Origin of the sequence: Clostridium estertheticum, assembly GCF_018861295.1 — a bacterium.
In the GTDB taxonomy this organism is placed as follows: Bacteria; Bacillota; Clostridia; order Clostridiales; family Clostridiaceae; genus Clostridium_AD; species Clostridium_AD estertheticum_D.
This window is the reverse complement of the sequence record NZ_JAHLDM010000011.1, coordinates 124519-140389: the sequence shown is the minus strand read 5'-3', so window position 1 is coordinate 140389 and position 15871 is coordinate 124519. Positions and strand designations below refer to the sequence as shown.

Annotated in this window: 14 protein-coding genes; 10 read left to right on the top strand and 4 right to left on the bottom strand. The window is 30.0% G+C overall.

Translation table 11 applies throughout. The features are described from left to right. Positions 1–451: 451 nt before the first annotated feature. From KPL54_RS12850 to KPL54_RS12820, 7 genes are all read left to right on the top strand, one after another. Complete coding sequence (locus KPL54_RS12850) at positions 452–658, top strand: hypothetical protein (protein ID WP_216106926.1); 207 nt, start codon at positions 452–454, stop codon at positions 656–658. Positions 659–960: 302 nt separating this feature from the next. Beyond that, positions 961–1878, top strand: a complete 918-nt coding sequence (locus tag KPL54_RS12845; protein WP_253203454.1) for an FAD:protein FMN transferase — start codon at positions 961–963, stop codon at positions 1876–1878. Further along, complete coding sequence (locus tag KPL54_RS12840; protein WP_216106925.1) at positions 1862–2248, top strand: NusG domain II-containing protein; 387 nt, start codon at positions 1862–1864, stop codon at positions 2246–2248. The genes KPL54_RS12845 and KPL54_RS12840 overlap by 17 nt, the downstream gene beginning before the upstream one ends. A 24-nt stretch (positions 2249–2272) precedes the next feature. Continuing rightward, positions 2273–2776, top strand: a complete 504-nt coding sequence (locus KPL54_RS12835; RefSeq protein WP_216106924.1) for a Gx transporter family protein — start codon at positions 2273–2275, stop codon at positions 2774–2776. 727 nt (positions 2777–3503) lie between these two features. Next, positions 3504–5153, top strand: a complete 1650-nt coding sequence (locus KPL54_RS12830) for a YceG family protein (protein ID WP_216106923.1) — start codon at positions 3504–3506, stop codon at positions 5151–5153. Between the two features lie 77 nt (positions 5154–5230). Then, positions 5231–6331, top strand: coding sequence for a toxic anion resistance protein (locus KPL54_RS12825; RefSeq protein ID WP_216106922.1), 1101 nt, complete (start codon positions 5231–5233; stop codon positions 6329–6331). 50 nt (positions 6332–6381) lie between these two features. Then, complete coding sequence (locus tag KPL54_RS12820; RefSeq protein WP_216106921.1) at positions 6382–7701, top strand: replication-associated recombination protein A; 1320 nt, start codon at positions 6382–6384, stop codon at positions 7699–7701. Between the two features lie 50 nt (positions 7702–7751). Here KPL54_RS12820 and KPL54_RS12815 read toward each other — a convergent pair whose 3' ends face one another. The 4 genes from KPL54_RS12815 to KPL54_RS12800 form a co-directional block, all read right to left on the bottom strand. Continuing rightward, positions 7752–9521, bottom strand: coding sequence for a M3 family oligoendopeptidase (locus tag KPL54_RS12815; RefSeq protein ID WP_216106920.1), 1770 nt, complete (start codon positions 9519–9521; stop codon positions 7752–7754). A 137-nt stretch (positions 9522–9658) separates the two neighbouring features. Continuing rightward, the gene (locus tag KPL54_RS12810) at positions 9659–9994 is read right to left on the bottom strand and encodes a hypothetical protein (RefSeq protein WP_216106919.1); all 336 of its coding nucleotides are present in this window, start codon (positions 9992–9994) and stop codon (positions 9659–9661) included. 36 nt (positions 9995–10030) lie between these two features. Further along, positions 10031–10456 carry a YtxH domain-containing protein gene (locus KPL54_RS12805; RefSeq protein WP_216106918.1) on the bottom strand — a complete coding sequence of 142 codons (426 nt, stop codon included), beginning with the start codon at positions 10454–10456 and terminating at the stop codon, positions 10031–10033. 170 nt (positions 10457–10626) lie between these two features. Next, positions 10627–11163 (bottom strand): ECF transporter S component, encoded by a 537-nt coding sequence (locus KPL54_RS12800; RefSeq protein ID WP_216106917.1) that lies wholly within the window; start codon positions 11161–11163, stop codon positions 10627–10629. A 280-nt stretch (positions 11164–11443) separates the two neighbouring features. Here KPL54_RS12800 and hcp point away from each other — a divergent pair, with 280 nt between their 5' ends. The 3 genes from hcp (at position 11444) to ptsP (ending at position 15806) form a co-directional block, all read left to right on the top strand. After that, positions 11444–13087: a hydroxylamine reductase gene (hcp, locus tag KPL54_RS12795; protein WP_216106916.1), complete on the top strand. Its 1644-nt coding sequence runs from the start codon at positions 11444–11446 to the stop codon at positions 13085–13087. Between the two features lie 689 nt (positions 13088–13776). Next, positions 13777–14040: an HPr family phosphocarrier protein gene (locus KPL54_RS12790; protein ID WP_216106915.1), complete on the top strand. Its 264-nt coding sequence runs from the start codon at positions 13777–13779 to the stop codon at positions 14038–14040. A gap of 56 nt (positions 14041–14096) precedes the next feature. Further along, positions 14097–15806, top strand: a complete 1710-nt coding sequence (ptsP, locus tag KPL54_RS12785; protein ID WP_216106914.1) for a phosphoenolpyruvate--protein phosphotransferase — start codon at positions 14097–14099, stop codon at positions 15804–15806. Positions 15807–15871 lie beyond the last annotated feature (65 nt).

Here is a 15871-nt window from a genome sequence, read left to right as displayed (position 1 = left end):
GATCACAAAACTGCTTCAAAAAACTTTGATTTTCCAAAAGATAATCCAGTAAAACGCAAAAGTTACGTGCCACCTATGAGTCATCCTTGGAAACATGCATCATTTCAAGCATACTTGGACAAGCAAACACATAGATCAAACAAGACTGGTTAATATTAATACATTAATAAAATCTAATGAATGTTTATTTTTAAAAAAAGTATAGCATACAATAGGTCTATTAAGCTTACCCAAAATCATGATTTTAAAAAAGTAAAGCACCAACAATTTGTTGGTGCTAATGTTTCACTTATATCGGGACATTTTCAAAAATGCTTGACATTTATAACATCTTAAGGCATTAAAAGGAGTATATTTTATAAAGGTCTCAATATTAGTACATTAAAAGTTATAAATTGGGAAGTTTATAACTATAATACTTAGTGTATAAAAGATACGAGGAGGAATATTAATGGATTATTCAAAGCTAGAAGAGGTTATTGGGATAGATTACGTTTACGATGTGTCTAGTGCAAAGAAAGGAATTATTGATTTTCTTTCTGGTGAGGACACATATAGAGACTCTATATCAAAAGATAGATTTAATTCTTATAAAAAAGGCCGTGAAATAGCAGTAGAAATTGAAAATATTTTAAATGAAAATCAAAAGGATTATTAGGTCTAAATGAAAAAAATACGAATTATTATGTCTTTATAATTATCAAAAAAAACGTTGGAACTTTGTTTCAACGTTTTTAAGTTTAGTTTATATCATATATATTTCAAAAAATAGAGAGAGATTATTTGAATTATATATATGGTATAATATATTTAAAGACAAGTTTGAGGCGGTGAGTTAACATAAAAAAATTACATAAAATTAGTTGTTTACTTCTACTATTAATTATTCCAACATTCTTAATATCTTGCGCAACAAATGATGAACCAGTTGAAAAAGAAACATATATGATGGGGACAATTATGAACTTTAAGATATATGGCAAAAATGCGGAAACAGCAACAGCGTTGGTTTTAAAAAGAATAAGCAACATAGAAAGTAAAATGTCTGTTAACGTTAAAACTTCTGAAATTTCTAAATTAAATGCCAAAGCTGGAATTTCAGGACAAAAACTTAGTGAAGACACATATTCGGTAATAGAAAAATCAGTTCAATACAGTAAATTAACTGGTGGTGCTCTTGATGCAACAATAGAGCCAATTGTGGGGCTTTGGGGTATAGGAACAGATAAAGAGAGAGTACCTTCGAAAACTGAAATTAGTGATAAATTAAAGTTAGTTAATTATAAAGATATTGTTTTAGATAAGAAAAATTCGACGGTTAAGTTAAAGCGAACAAATCAAGCTATAGACCTTGGTGCTATAGCAAAGGGATATACTGCTGATGAGGTTAAAAAGGTTTTATTAAATAATAAAATTAGTAGTGCTATTATAAATTTAGGTGGAAATGTTTATGCTATAGGAAGCAACCCTAATGGTAAAAATTGGAATGTAGGGATACAAAATCCATTAAGTACACGTGGTGAATACTTAGGAACGATTAGTGTTACTGATAAATCAATAGTTACATCAGGTAACTATGAAAGATTTTTTATAAAGGATGGCATAAGATATCATCACATATTTGATCCAAAGACCGGATATCCAGCTGAACAAAGTCTTATAAGTGCAACTATAGTATCAGAGAAGTCAGTGGATGGAGATGCGCTGTCTACAAGTACTTATATCATGGGGCTTGATAAAGGTCTTAAATTGGTAGAGTCTATTAAAGGGGTAGAGGCTATTTTTGTAACAAAGGATAAAAAAGTATATGTTACTCCAGGACTTAAAGACAATTTTAAATTAACAAGCAAGGAGTTTACTTATGAAAAAGGGCGATAAGATAGTCGGAATAGTACTTTTGATTATTGTGTTAATAACAACAGGTGCTACTTTAATATACAAAAACTCAATTAAAGGTTCAGAAAATATTGCAGTTATTAAGCGCGCAGGCACGGTAATTAAAACTATTGATTTAAGTAAGGTAGTAGAGCCACAGGAATTTACTTTAAAAACGGATAATGGTCATTATAATGTTATAGCGGTTAAACATAATAGTATTAGTGTAAAAGATGCTGATTGTCCTCATAAGGAATGTGTAAAAAGTGGATGGATTTCAAAGCCTGGTGAGATGGTTGTATGTTTGCCTTATAAACTTATAATTAATATTCAGGCAGAAAAAAATGAAGGCATAGATGGTGGGACGTTTTAAAATTAAAAAGATGTAGGTGTAAATATGACAAAAACTAAAAGAATGGTTTTGCTTAGTACATTAGTGGCAATAGCTTTAGTTATTTATTTAATAGAGGCTCAGATACCGGTGTTATTTCCAGGTATAAAATTAGGCCTCGCTAATTCTATATCCTTAGTTGCATTGATTTTACTTGGATGGAGAGAGGCATTTCTAATAATGTTTTTAAGAACATTATTAGGTTCTATATTTGGCGGAGGTATGCCAGCATTTATGTTTAGCCTTGCTGGGGGAGTTCTGAGCAATATAGTAATGGTACTATTTTATAAGTATTTAAAAAAACACATAAGTATACCTACAATTAGTGTTTGTGGGGCTGTATTTCATAATATAGGTCAGTTACTAGTAGCAGGATTTATAATTAATGACTTAAGAATATATGTGTATTTACCAGTGTTATTAATTGCAGCGATTGTTACAGGATACTTTATTGGGATTTTATCTAGTATATTAATAAGTAGATTAGAAAAAATATTGCCGCGTTTATAAATGTTGATAAAGTATGAGAGTTATCCTGTGTGCCATACAATAAGAACTTAGAACAAGAAATTTTATTAAGAAATTCTAATCTTTTTCAAATATAAAATTCTCTAGTGCTCACACTCGACGTCCTGTCTCGGGTTCGCTAGCTTGCCGTCCTGGCAAGCTTACGAGAATTTTATATTTGAAAAAGAAGAATTGCTAAACGGAAATTTAATTGTTCTTTCGTCTCTTATTGTAAGGTACTATGGATATTTTCATACTTATTATTAATCTACAATTATAGAAGTTGGTTATCGCGCGTATTAGGGGGGGACATAACAATTATAATTGTTATGTCCTGGCAAGCTTACGAGAATTTTACATTCGCAAAACAAGAATTTCTAAATTGAATTTCAATAGTTTCTACATCTCGTATGCAAATCACTACTGAGAAATATTATACTTATATTAAATCTACTATGATAAAAGTTCTTAGTGAGGTGTGTTAGACAAACATGATAATTATTATTTGTTGTGTTTCAATTTTCAATTATACAAAAGAGATACTAAATTTTGGTATCTCTTTTGTTAAATATATTTTTATTGTTTTAATGGTAGTTTATTTATGTTAATATGTATATTATTTCCCATACAATATATTTGATTGAAAAATCTTGAGCTTAATATGGTATAATTATTATTGATGAATAAACTATATTTACAAGGGAATACATATTGAAAAGGTTAGGTGAATATGGAAAAGAATAGTTTGAATAACTTAGAGATTAATAGCGTAAATTTGGAGATTAATGAAGATATAATAAGTAGTTTAAAAACAGAGATATATAAAAGGGATGGGTTTAAATATAATTCTAATGTAGTTACTGTGCCTAATTACTTTTATAGGTTTATTGGTATAAAAAATAGTGAGAAAGAGTATTATGAAAATTTATATAGGTTAGATAAAGAGTTAAGGAAGGTTGGTCCATCTTACATTAGATTTAGTGAAGGCTTGGATAAAGACATTAGTATAAGATTACAAAATGTATTGAATGATATCTGGATAAAGGTATTTTCGGCGGAAGTTTTAGATGTTTCTTTGATTATAAATTTAATAAGTGATAATGGATTTTTCCCGGAACTTTCTAACAAAGTAATGCTTAGGCAAATTAAGAATAATTTGAAGGGTCTTATAGAATATTATATTAAGAGTAATGAGTTAATTAATAATGATGATATTAAATTAATTGTAAATTATAATATGCATTGGTTATACACTTATTCTAAAGAATTATTCGAAAATTTTGATTATACTAGTCTTAATCCGAAAATAATTTTTTATGGTGATATTTCAAAAGCAGAGGTATTTTATTTGATATTATTATCAACACTCGGTTGTGATATTTTATATTTTAATCCCAAAAATTCTGGGACATTTAAAGAAATTGATAAATTCAATTCCTTTTCTAGGGAGATTGTCTATAACGTAAAGGGCGAGATAAAACCTTTCCCAAGTAATAGTGAGGATAGAATTAAGACAACTGCATTTAGTGCGAGGGAGGAGCTTGATAAGACTTTATATACAGATGATTCTGGGTTTTACAGACCTTGGCAGTTTGCAGATTATAATGTGGAGGCAGTTACCCTTAATACTACCTATGAGGAAATATATATATGGATTAAGGAAAAAGCAAACATAAGGGAAGGATTTAATGTTAAAGGGTCAACTGTGGTTATACCAAATATTTTCTCTAAAATTTGTGGCATACATGAAAACATTGATATCTATTGGAAAGAGATTAACGGGGTAATAACCCAGAAGTTTACTAAATTCTATAATAAATTACCTATAATGGATGCTGTACATTTGGAATATGGAAAGTTTGATCAAGTATATCCCAATAATGTTTTTTCAAAGTTTAATACTACGGAAATGATTAATTCATCTTGGTGGAAATATAAGGATCTTAGGTCTGGACTTCAGAGGAATATGGCAGAAAAAATTAAAGATTTGTGCCTTAATCCTATAATAAAAAATGTTGAACATGAAGACTTAAGGGATTTACAAGTAGATATTTTTTCAGTGTTAATAAACTTAGATAAGAAAATTTTAGAACTCTTGCAATCATTTGATTACCCAGAAGAGGTTCCAAAGATTGTGATTTATAATAATGAAGAAGATGGAAATTTATCTTTTGAAGATTGTATTATGCTTTCTTTTATGGATTCTATGGGGGTAGATATTATTATTTACAATCCTTCAGGATATAATGACATAGAAAATTTTATTGATCCTGAGCAGTACGACATTCATAGACTTGAGAATGTTAGTTTTAAGTTGTATTTTAAAAAAAATGTTGATAAGAAAAAAGGATTTTTTAAAAATTTATTCAATAATTTATAGATTTATTTATAAAATTAAATCTTTAAGTAAGATATATGGTATTAAAATAAGTCCCAATATATAAGAGGAGTGAAATTATGGAAAAAGTCGATCAAGTACTTACAATAGAGGATGAGAGCATTGGAAATGATTTAATAGAGAAAAAGGCCATAAGCATAAGTGAACAGCTTAAAACATCGCCAGAAGTGATTCAAATTGCATCTAAAATAAATATTAAAGATGCAAATGCTGTATTAGAATTTGGTAATGAACCAGCACTACAAATATCAAAATTTGCCGATCAAATATTAAATTCTATCAAAACCAATAGCATTGAAAATTCGGGTGTTATGATAAAGGAACTTACAAGTATAATGAAAAAGTTTGATAAACAAGATTTTGAGGAAGAAAAAACTGGATTTTTTGCTAAGATATTTAGTAAACCAAGTCAAGCAATTGACAAAATGATGGGAAAATACAAAACCATTGGTGGAGAGATAGACAAGATTTATACTCAGCTTAGTGTATATAAGAGGGAAATAAATAGCTCTAACTTATTACTTGAAAACTTGTATAATCAAAACTTTGAGTATTATGGAGAATTAGAAAAATACATCACTGCAGGTAATATGGTCGTCCAAAAGTATGAGAGCGAGGATATTCCAAAGCTTGAATCACTAGCTGCGAATGGTGAACAAATAAATGTGATAAATTATCAAAATGCTAAAGAAACTGTTGAAATGTTAAAACAGAGGATATATGATTTGGAAATGGCTAAGATGGTGTCATTACAGACTGCTCCTCAAATTAAAATGATTCAAAGGGGAAATTATAAATTGATATCTAAAGTACATTCTGCTTTTATAATAACTATCCCTGTATTTAAAAATGGAATAATTCAAGCTATTGCTCTAAAGAAGCAAAGGTTAGTATCAGATTCACTAGCAGAGCTTGATAGGACTACCAATGAATTATTAATGAAAAATGCTGAAAATATAAGAATGCAAAGTGTTGATATAGCAAAACTTGCGGGAGGAACAAGCGTAAAAATTGAAACACTCGAGAAAACTTGGAATACTATTATGCAGGGTATTGAGGAAACAAAGAGCATTGAAGATGAAAATAAAAAATTAAGAGAAGTTGGAATAGTAAAAATACATGAGATGACAGAAAAAATAAAACAGAAATCCTTAAGTTAATGGTATATAAGATATAGGGCATACAAAACGAAAAATTTGAAGGTGATTATGTGGACTTGTTTGAATTACAAGCAGAAAAGAACTTATTAAAAGAAGCACCACTTGCTGAAAGATTAAAACCTGGTAAATTAGAAGATTATGTGGGTCAAGAGCATATCTTAGGAAAGGGAAAACTTTTATGGAGAGCTATAAAAGCTGATAAAATAACCTCTTTGCTACTTTATGGGCCACCTGGCACTGGAAAAACTAGTTTAGCTAAGGTTATTGCGAATTCTACAAAATCTAATTTTGTTAGACTTAATGCAGTAACAGATGGGTTAAAGGAATTAAGAGAAGTGGTAACTCAGGCTAAGAATAATTTAGGAATGTATAATGTTAAAACCATATTATTTATAGATGAGATCCATAGATTTAATAAAGCCCAACAAGACGCGTTATTGCCGTTCGTTGAGCAGGGTACATTAATTTTAATTGGAGCGACCACAGAGAATCCATACTATGAAGTTAATAATGCATTAATATCTAGGTCTATGTTGTTTAAATTAGAACCATTAAATGAAGAGAATATTAAATGTATTATTTCAAGGGCACTCGAAGATAAACAGTCAGGCTTTGGGAATACTAATATTTGTTTGAAAGAAGAAGCAAAAAATTATATTGCTAGTATGGCGAATGGTGATGCAAGACGTGCGCTTAATGCCCTGGAATTATCGGTACTAACAACAGATAGAGATATTGATGGAATTATAAACATAACACTTGATGTTGCAGAGGAATGTATGCAAAAGAAACATATACAATATGATAAGAATAGAGATGAACATTACGATGTAATATCTGCTTTTATTAAAAGTATGAGGGGTTCTGACCCTGATGCGGCAGTGCATTACCTTGCTAGAATGATATATGCTGGAGAGGATCCTAAATTCATTGCAAGGAGAATTGTAATAGCTGCATCTGAGGATGTAGGGAATGCAGATCCTATTGCTATGGTTGTGGCAAACAATGCAGCGCAGGCAGTTCAGTTTGTTGGAATGCCAGAGGCAAGAATAATACTCGCGCAAGCTGCAATTTATGTAGCATCAGCACCAAAGAGTAATGCATCTTATATGGCTATTAACAATGCGCTTAAAGATATAGGAGAAAAAAATATAGGAAGTATTCCTTCTTATTTAAGAGATCAAAACTATAAGGGGGCAAAGAAGCTGGGGGCTGGAGTAGGATATTTGTATCCACATTCCTATGAAGGAAATTATGTGAAGCAGCAATATTTGCCTGATGAACTGCTTGAGGTGGGCTATTATAAGCCTTCTGAAAATGGATATGAGAAAAAAATTAAAGACCGGCTTATTATGTTAAAAGATAAATAGAAATAAAGTAGGTAATATAAACAATGTTTATATTACCTACTTTATTTTTGTTATTTTATATTAACAAACTTTTCTATATCTAACTCAATAAGTTTTAGAGAACTTCTCCAAAATTCAATGGAATGAAGATCTATATTCATTATTTTTGCCACATCTACTAAATTGTTTTTCCCAGTAGCTGAAAGTAAAGCATCGTAATCACGAATAAATGAGTCTCCTGCTTTTAGATACTTTGCATATAAACCTTTTGAGAACAATAAACCAAAGGCATAAGGAAAGTTGTAGAAATTACTGGAAGCATCGTAATAGTGAGGTTTACATATCCACATATATGGATGTAAAAAGTTTTTATCAAGACCTGTTCCATAAGCATCCTTTTGAGATTTTAACATAATTTCTTTTAATTCATTTACAGAGAGTGAACCATTCGCGCGGCGTTTAAAAAGTTCGGTTTCAAATAGGTAACGACTTAATATATCTACAACAACTTGAGCACTACTAGATATATCATTTTCAAGTATTACAAAGGATTCTTCACTCGTGGCACTGGCTATTGCTGCATTACTTATAAGTGTTTCACAAAAAATTGAGGCAGTTTCTGCAATAGGCATAGGATAATCACTGTTTAATGCAGATTCTTTAGATAAACATAAACCATGATACCCGTGACCTAGTTCATGGGCAAGAGTTGATACGTCATTAAAACTTCCTGTGAAGTTAGACAAAATTCTGCTCTCTTTAATGCTATGCAAATTTTCACAAAATGCACCACCTACTTTACCTTCCTTTGGAGCAGAGTCAATCCAGTTATGCTCAAAGGCATTATCAGCATAATTCGCCAGCTTATCACTAAAGGCTCTAAAGTTTTTAACTATGAACACTCTTGCCTCGTCTAAGGTAAAGTGCATATTGACGTTTTCTATTGGTGCAAATAATTCATAAAAAGGAAGACCACTTGAATGTCCTAATAGTTCCGCTTTCTTTTTAAAATATTTTTGAAAAGAAGGAAGGCTTTCCATCATAACGCTTAGCATAACGTCTAAAGTTTCCTTATCCATTCTAGAATCTTCAAGTGTATTTTGGAGAACTGATTCATATCTACGAGCATAACTTAATGTAATAACTTCACCTTTGATGGAATTTAAGGCGGAAGCAGAGGATTCTGCTATTTTATCATAAGATTTAAGTTCTGATTCATAGGCATTTTTACGTATATTTTTATCTTTGTCATAGGCCATATTTCTAACCATAGATAGCGGAAGTTTTTTATCTTCACCATTTATGGTAATATCAACTAGCAGATTTGAGGATAACACGTTTTGAAGTTTAGACCAGGCATCTGATCCACTATTTTTCATTTTAGCCATTAGTTCTTCCTCAGTATCACTAAGCAAAAACTTGGCGTTTTTAGCTAAGTTTTTCAAATAATAACTATGTGATTTTAAAAGAGGGGAATCTTCAATTATAGAATTTAAATCTTCTATTGAATTTAACCATTTTGAAAATATAGTAGAGGGTTTAGCTAGCTCCGATAGTTTAAATGCTATTCTTTCTGATATCTTGCTAGCAACTTCATTTTTTGTATCCACACTTGTGGATAACTCTGCATAATTATAAAGTTTATTAACAAGGTCATTAAATTTATTTTCGAAATCAATGTAAAATTCAATTTTTTCTCTAGGATTATTTGAAGTTTTACAATTTTCTAGTGTCCATTTTTTTATATATTCTATAGAATTTTCAAAAGAAACCATATCATCTTTAAATTTTTTGCTCTCAAATGATGTGTAGAGCTCATTTAAACTCCATTTCATATCCATATCAATGCCTCCAGTTACATAATTTTGTATATAAATTATATTATATCACATTTTGTAAAATAAATATCCAAGAGCAAAATGGATATTTATGTTAGTATATAACCGAAAAATAAGGTTAAAAAAAAGCAGGAGTTCTCCTACTTTTTACTTGAAAAGATATTTTTTGCAATAGTTAAAATATCTACTATGTATACTAAATATTTTTGAAAAGATTCTGTTGACTTAAGTGCACTGGCGGTTTTCTCAACTACTACTTCAGTAACATCTTTTACATTGTCAGTTATCTCAAACCAATTTTTGAATGTCTTTGGAAGTACTGATAATATTTCTTCAATATCATCTTCATTCCTTTTAATAATTGAATTTACACTTGTTATAGTTTTAATAAGCTTTAATAATCCGACTATAAGTATAATCATAATTATTATACCAAGAAAAATTAATAAACCTTGACCTAATTTAAAAAAATTCACATACATAATAGCACCACTATTCCTTATTAAATTTGGTTATTTCTTACTTTTTTTATCAGATACATCAGCTTGTCCAATGATTGCAGAGATATCTTCTACTGTATCTTTTGTTTCATCAATTACTTCTGAAACTGTATCTTGATTTGTTGCTTTTTTTTCATTCAAATATTCTGAAATTTTTGCTTTAGCATCAATTAGACCGTCTTTAGCATCACTAACTTTATTATCAATATGACCCTTAAGTACTGTACTTTTTTCTTTAATATTGTTTTTAAGCTCTTTTGATGAATTAGCAATATCTTTTCTAGTTTCTTTACCAGATTTAGGTGAAAAAAGTAAACCTCCGATTATACCGCTAAGACTTCCAGCTGCGGCACCAAAAATTACCTTTTTCGCTGTTCTTATTTTTTCTTTTCTTTGTATTTCTTTTTTACGGTTTTTAAACCAATTTGAAAACATCATAATTTTTTCCTCCTTTAAAGTTAAAAATCTTATATACATGGTATATAGTATATACAATATGCGAATTTTTGTCAATGAATAAAGAGATATGTAAAAAAAAACATATTTACGAGCAAATTTTTACAAAAATATAGTAATAATTTAAGATAATATTAAAAAAAATAAAAAAATTATATAAAGACTTTTCTCTTTCTTAAAATACTAATTATTATTAAGGCAAAAAATCCTCCAATAAGTGCAGTTATAAGCTGAGGTATTCCCATAGTAATTACTAACTTGCTAATTATTTTAGTAGGAATATTTAGGTCGAATAGGTGAATAAGTTTTGATGCTGAAATAGATAGGAATATGTATTTTATAAAAGATCCAATTATAATCCCTAAATATTTTCCATATTTACCTCGTTTATTTAAAATTATAAAACTAAGCACAAATAATATGTTGGAAGTAATTATAAAGGGTATGAAAGGTCCTAAAACACTAGCAAGTTGGCCAGTTAGATAGGCTAGTAGAGGGGTTAAAGAACCTACTAATATCCCATAAGTACCGCCACAAATTATAGCTGTGAGTATAAGGAGAGCATTAACGGCTGGACCAACAAAAAATTGGCTTATACCTGGAAAGCTTTTTCCAATTACCTGAAATACTATAGCAAGCGCAAGAAAAAGGCTTGATTTTATTAAATCATTAACATTTCTATGTTTCATAATATCCACTCCTAATTGTTTTACAAAATAATTATACCATAATTAATCTACTATTAATGAAGGTACTCAAAAAATATGATGGAAGAAGAATAATAATATATATAAAGTATTATTATCGTAACATTTGTTACCGACTTTCAAGGTATCTCAAAGTATAATAAAGGTAGTTCAGCGGGGCGGTTAAATTACTTATGCTGATGTTAAATAGTAAAATTATAAACTTTAATATATGGAAGATGATTATATTATTGTCTATCCAAAAAAACGGGAGGAATTTACAATGGGTATGTTTTGTTATCAATGTCAAGAAGCTTCAAAGGGCACAGGCTGTACAATAAAAGGGGTTTGTGGTAAAACAGATGATGTAGCTAAAATGCAGGATTTGTTAATCTACATTTTAAAAGGAATATCAATTTATTCTACAAAAGCAAGAGAACTCGGAGTAGAAAATAAGGAAGTAAATAAATTTGTAGTAACTGGTTTGTTTATGACTATAACAAATGCCAATTTTAGTAAAGCTAGATTTGTAGAAGCAATAACTAAGGCATTAGAATTAAGAGAAGTAATTAAAAAAGAACTTGTAAATGCTGGCGGAGTGATAGATGCTAATTTACCTGAATGTGCAACATGGACAGGAACACCTGCAGAATATGAGAGTAAATCTATAGATGCTTCCGTTCTTAAAACAGAAAATGAAGATATAAGATCTTTAAGAGAACTAGTGACTTATGGTATCAAAGGAATGGCAGCTTATGCTGACCATGCATTTAATTTAGGATATGAAAACAGTGGCTTGTATGCATTTATGCAAAAAGGCTTAGCTCAAATTACTGATGATACTTTATCAGTTGATGAATTAGTAGCATTGACACTTGAGTGTGGTAAATATGGAGTAGATGCTATGGCATTACTTGATAACGCAAATACTACTACTTATGGTAACCCAGAAATTACAAAGGTAAACATTGGAGTTCGTAATAACCCAGGAATATTAATAAGTGGACATGATTTAAAGGATATGGAAGAATTATTAAAACAAACAGAAGGCACTGGAGTAGATGTATATACTCATAGTGAAATGTTACCAGCAAATTATTACCCAGCGTTCAAAAAGTACACTCACCTAGTAGGTAATTACGGAAATGCATGGTGGAAACAAAATTCAGAATTTGAAAGTTTTAATGGACCAATACTTATGACAACAAACTGTATTACTCCTCCAAAAGATTCTTATAAAGAGAGAGTTTATACAACTGGAGCATCTGGATTTGACGGAATGAATCATATAGCAGATGGAAAATTCGGAGCAGCTAAAGATTTCTCAGCAATAATCGCGCATGCTAAAAAATGTAGTGCACCAACTGAAATTGAAAGAGGAGAAATAGTTGGAGGATTTGCTCATAATCAAGTAATAGCACTTGCTGATAAAGTCATCGATGCTGTAAAAACAGGAGCAATTAAGAGATTCTTCGTAATGGCTGGTTGTGATGGACGTATGAAAGGCCGCGAATATTATACTGACTTTGCAAAAGAGTTACCAACAGACACAGTTATTTTAACTGCAGGTTGTGCTAAATATAGGTATAATAAATTAGAACTAGGAGATATTGCTGGAATTCCTAGAGTTTTAGATGCTGGGCAATGTAATGATTCATACTCATTAGTAGTTATTGCGATGAAACTGCAAGAAGTATTTGGATTGTCTGATATAAATGAATTACCAATAACATATAATATTGCATGGTATGAACAAAAAGCCGTAATAGTGTTATTAGCACTACTTCACTTAGGTGTTAAAAATATTCATCTAGGACCGACACTACCTGCATTCTTATCTCCAAATGTTGTCAATGTATTAGTTGAAAACTTTGGAATAGCTGGAATAGGAACCGCAAGTGATGATATAAAAATGTTTATGGCTTAAAGATTTAAGCAAACATCCTAAAGTGTTTTAGGGTGTTTGTATTTATTTAGAGAAGTTTCTTAATATTTTTACAATATTATATATAGTAATGTTATAATGTATACAAGAGTTTTAAAAGTTAATTTTTTATCAAACAAAAAATTACAAATTAAGTGTTAATATTCTGAACTTTAGTAATATTTTAAAAAAAACTATTGAATAATTGTAGAATATATTTTAAAATATATAAATGGTGAGATAAAACTTGAAATCGGTTTTAATTATCTCTATATAAACTTTTGATCCTTATATTATTAGGTATGTTGCTGATTAGATCAGGCATGAACCAAATAAAATGCTAATAAGGCATCTTATTAGTTTATGTCTTTTATTTTAAGAATATAAAAAAAGAGAGTTATTAAGCTGTTTTTGTAGATTTGGCTACTTTAATAGATTATAATAAATGTATTTAAAATATGTAACAATGAGCAAACTAATATTTAAATGATTAATTAATAATTGTTAGTTATCTTATAGAAAGGTGATTCTAAAATGCTAGGAATTAATTAAAGCAAAAGATAAGAGTAATTTATGTGTTTTAATCATTACTGAAAATGCAGAAGTGGAATCTGTAGAATTTGATTTAGGAAATGTAGATAAAAACAATGAAATTATTATAATAAAATTAAAAAGGTAAAGGTGGTTACAATATGATAGAAAAGAAGGCGACAGTAAAAAATGAAACTGGAATACATGCAAGGCCAGCATTATCAGTAGTGAAAGAGGCTTCAAAATTTAAATCAGAAGTTCTTATAGTAAAAGATGGTAATGAGTACAATGCAAAAAGTATAGTAGCTATAATGTGTATGGCGGCCGCTAAAGGTGATGAAATTATAATAAAAGCAAGTGGTGCTGATGAAGAAGCTGCTGCAGTTGCTATGGTGAAACTTATCGAGCAAGGGCTTACAAATTAGTAGGAAAAAAATTATAATCGAAAATATAAAAACAGGAATAACAGGAGGGTAAAATTATGTTAAAAGCAGTAGGTGTATCATTTGGAATAGCTATAGGAAAAGCATTAGTTATTAACGATGAGGTAGTTGAAGTAAAGAAAAGCAAGGTTTCGGATTCAAAGCGAGAGGTTGCTAGGTTTGATAATGCATTGAAAGAAGCAATTGTAGAGCTTCAAAAAATGGTTGAAGGTGTAAAGGAAAAATTAGGAGATGCAAAAGCAGAAATATTTGAAGCACATTTATGTATGCTTGAAGATCCAGAATTTATAGGTGCTATTCAAAAGAAAATTGATGATGAGATGGTAAGTGCCGAATACTCACTACAAACCGTATCTACAGAAACAGCTGCTGTTTTTGAAAATATGGATAATGCATATATGAAAGAAAGAGCAGTAGATATTAGGGATGTAAGTAAAAGAGTGATGAATATATTAATGGGAATAAAAGTTGCGTCTATTGCAGACATTCAAGATGAGTGTATATTAGTTGCAAGAGACCTTACTCCATCAGATACAGCGCAGATTGATAAAGAAAAGGTTTTGGCTTTTGTAACTGAAATAGGAGGAAGAACTGCTCATACATCTATTATTGCACGTTCTTTAGAATTACCTGCTGTTGTAGGCGCAGGTAGTGGTATACATAAAATTAAAGATGGTGATTTAATTATTGTAGACGGAGAAGAAGGTTTAGTTATTATTAAACCAGACGAGAAAACTTTGAATGAATATAAAATCAAAAGAGAAGAATTTATTGAATCTAAACATCAATTACTTAAATATGCGACAATGTCATCTATAACAACTGATGGCAAAAAAGTTGAAATAGCTGCCAATATAGGGTCAGCTGCAGATTTAGGAGCTGTACTTAAAAATGGCGCAGAAGCTATAGGATTATTTAGAACTGAGTTTTTATATATGGCAAACGATGCTCTACCAACTGAGGAAGAACAATTTGGAGAATATAAATCAGTTCTCGAAAAGATGAATGGAAAACCTGTTATTATAAGAACATTAGATATAGGTGGAGATAAAAAATTAGATTACCTACCTATGGACGAGGAAATGAATCCGTTCCTCGGATATAGAGCTATAAGACTTTGCCTTGATAGAACCGATATATTTAAAACTCAATTAAGAGCTTTAGTAAGAGCATCTGCATTCGGTAAGCTTAAAATCATGTTTCCTATGATATGTAATATTCAAGAGCTTAGAGCAGCTAAGAAATTACTTGAGGAGTGTACAAAAGAGCTTAAGTCTGAGGGAGTAACTTTTGATGAGAAAATAGAAGTAGGTATTATGATAGAAATACCATCTGCTGCAATAATATCAGATGTATTAGCTAAAGAAGTAGATTTCTTCAGCATTGGTACTAATGATTTAATTCAATATACTTTGGCAGTAGATAGAATGAACGAGAAAATATCATATTTATATGATTTTTATCATCCAGCTGTTTTAAGACTTATTAAAATAGTAATAGATAATGGACATAAAGCCGGAATAACTGTAAATATGTGTGGTGAGATGGCAGGAGACGCAAATCTTATCCCTGTACTTCTTGGATTTGGACTAGATGAATTTAGTATGAGTGCAGCTTCAATATTAAGAGCACGTAAAACTATTACAAATTCTAGCTTTAAAGAATGTGAAAAACTATCAGCACCAGTACTTACATTTGGTGATGCAGATGAAATAAAGGATTATATAAAGGCTAATATAAAAGCATAAGATATATTAACTAATTATTTAAAGCAACCGTATCTTTATACTAAAGCAACCTTATCTTTATTCTA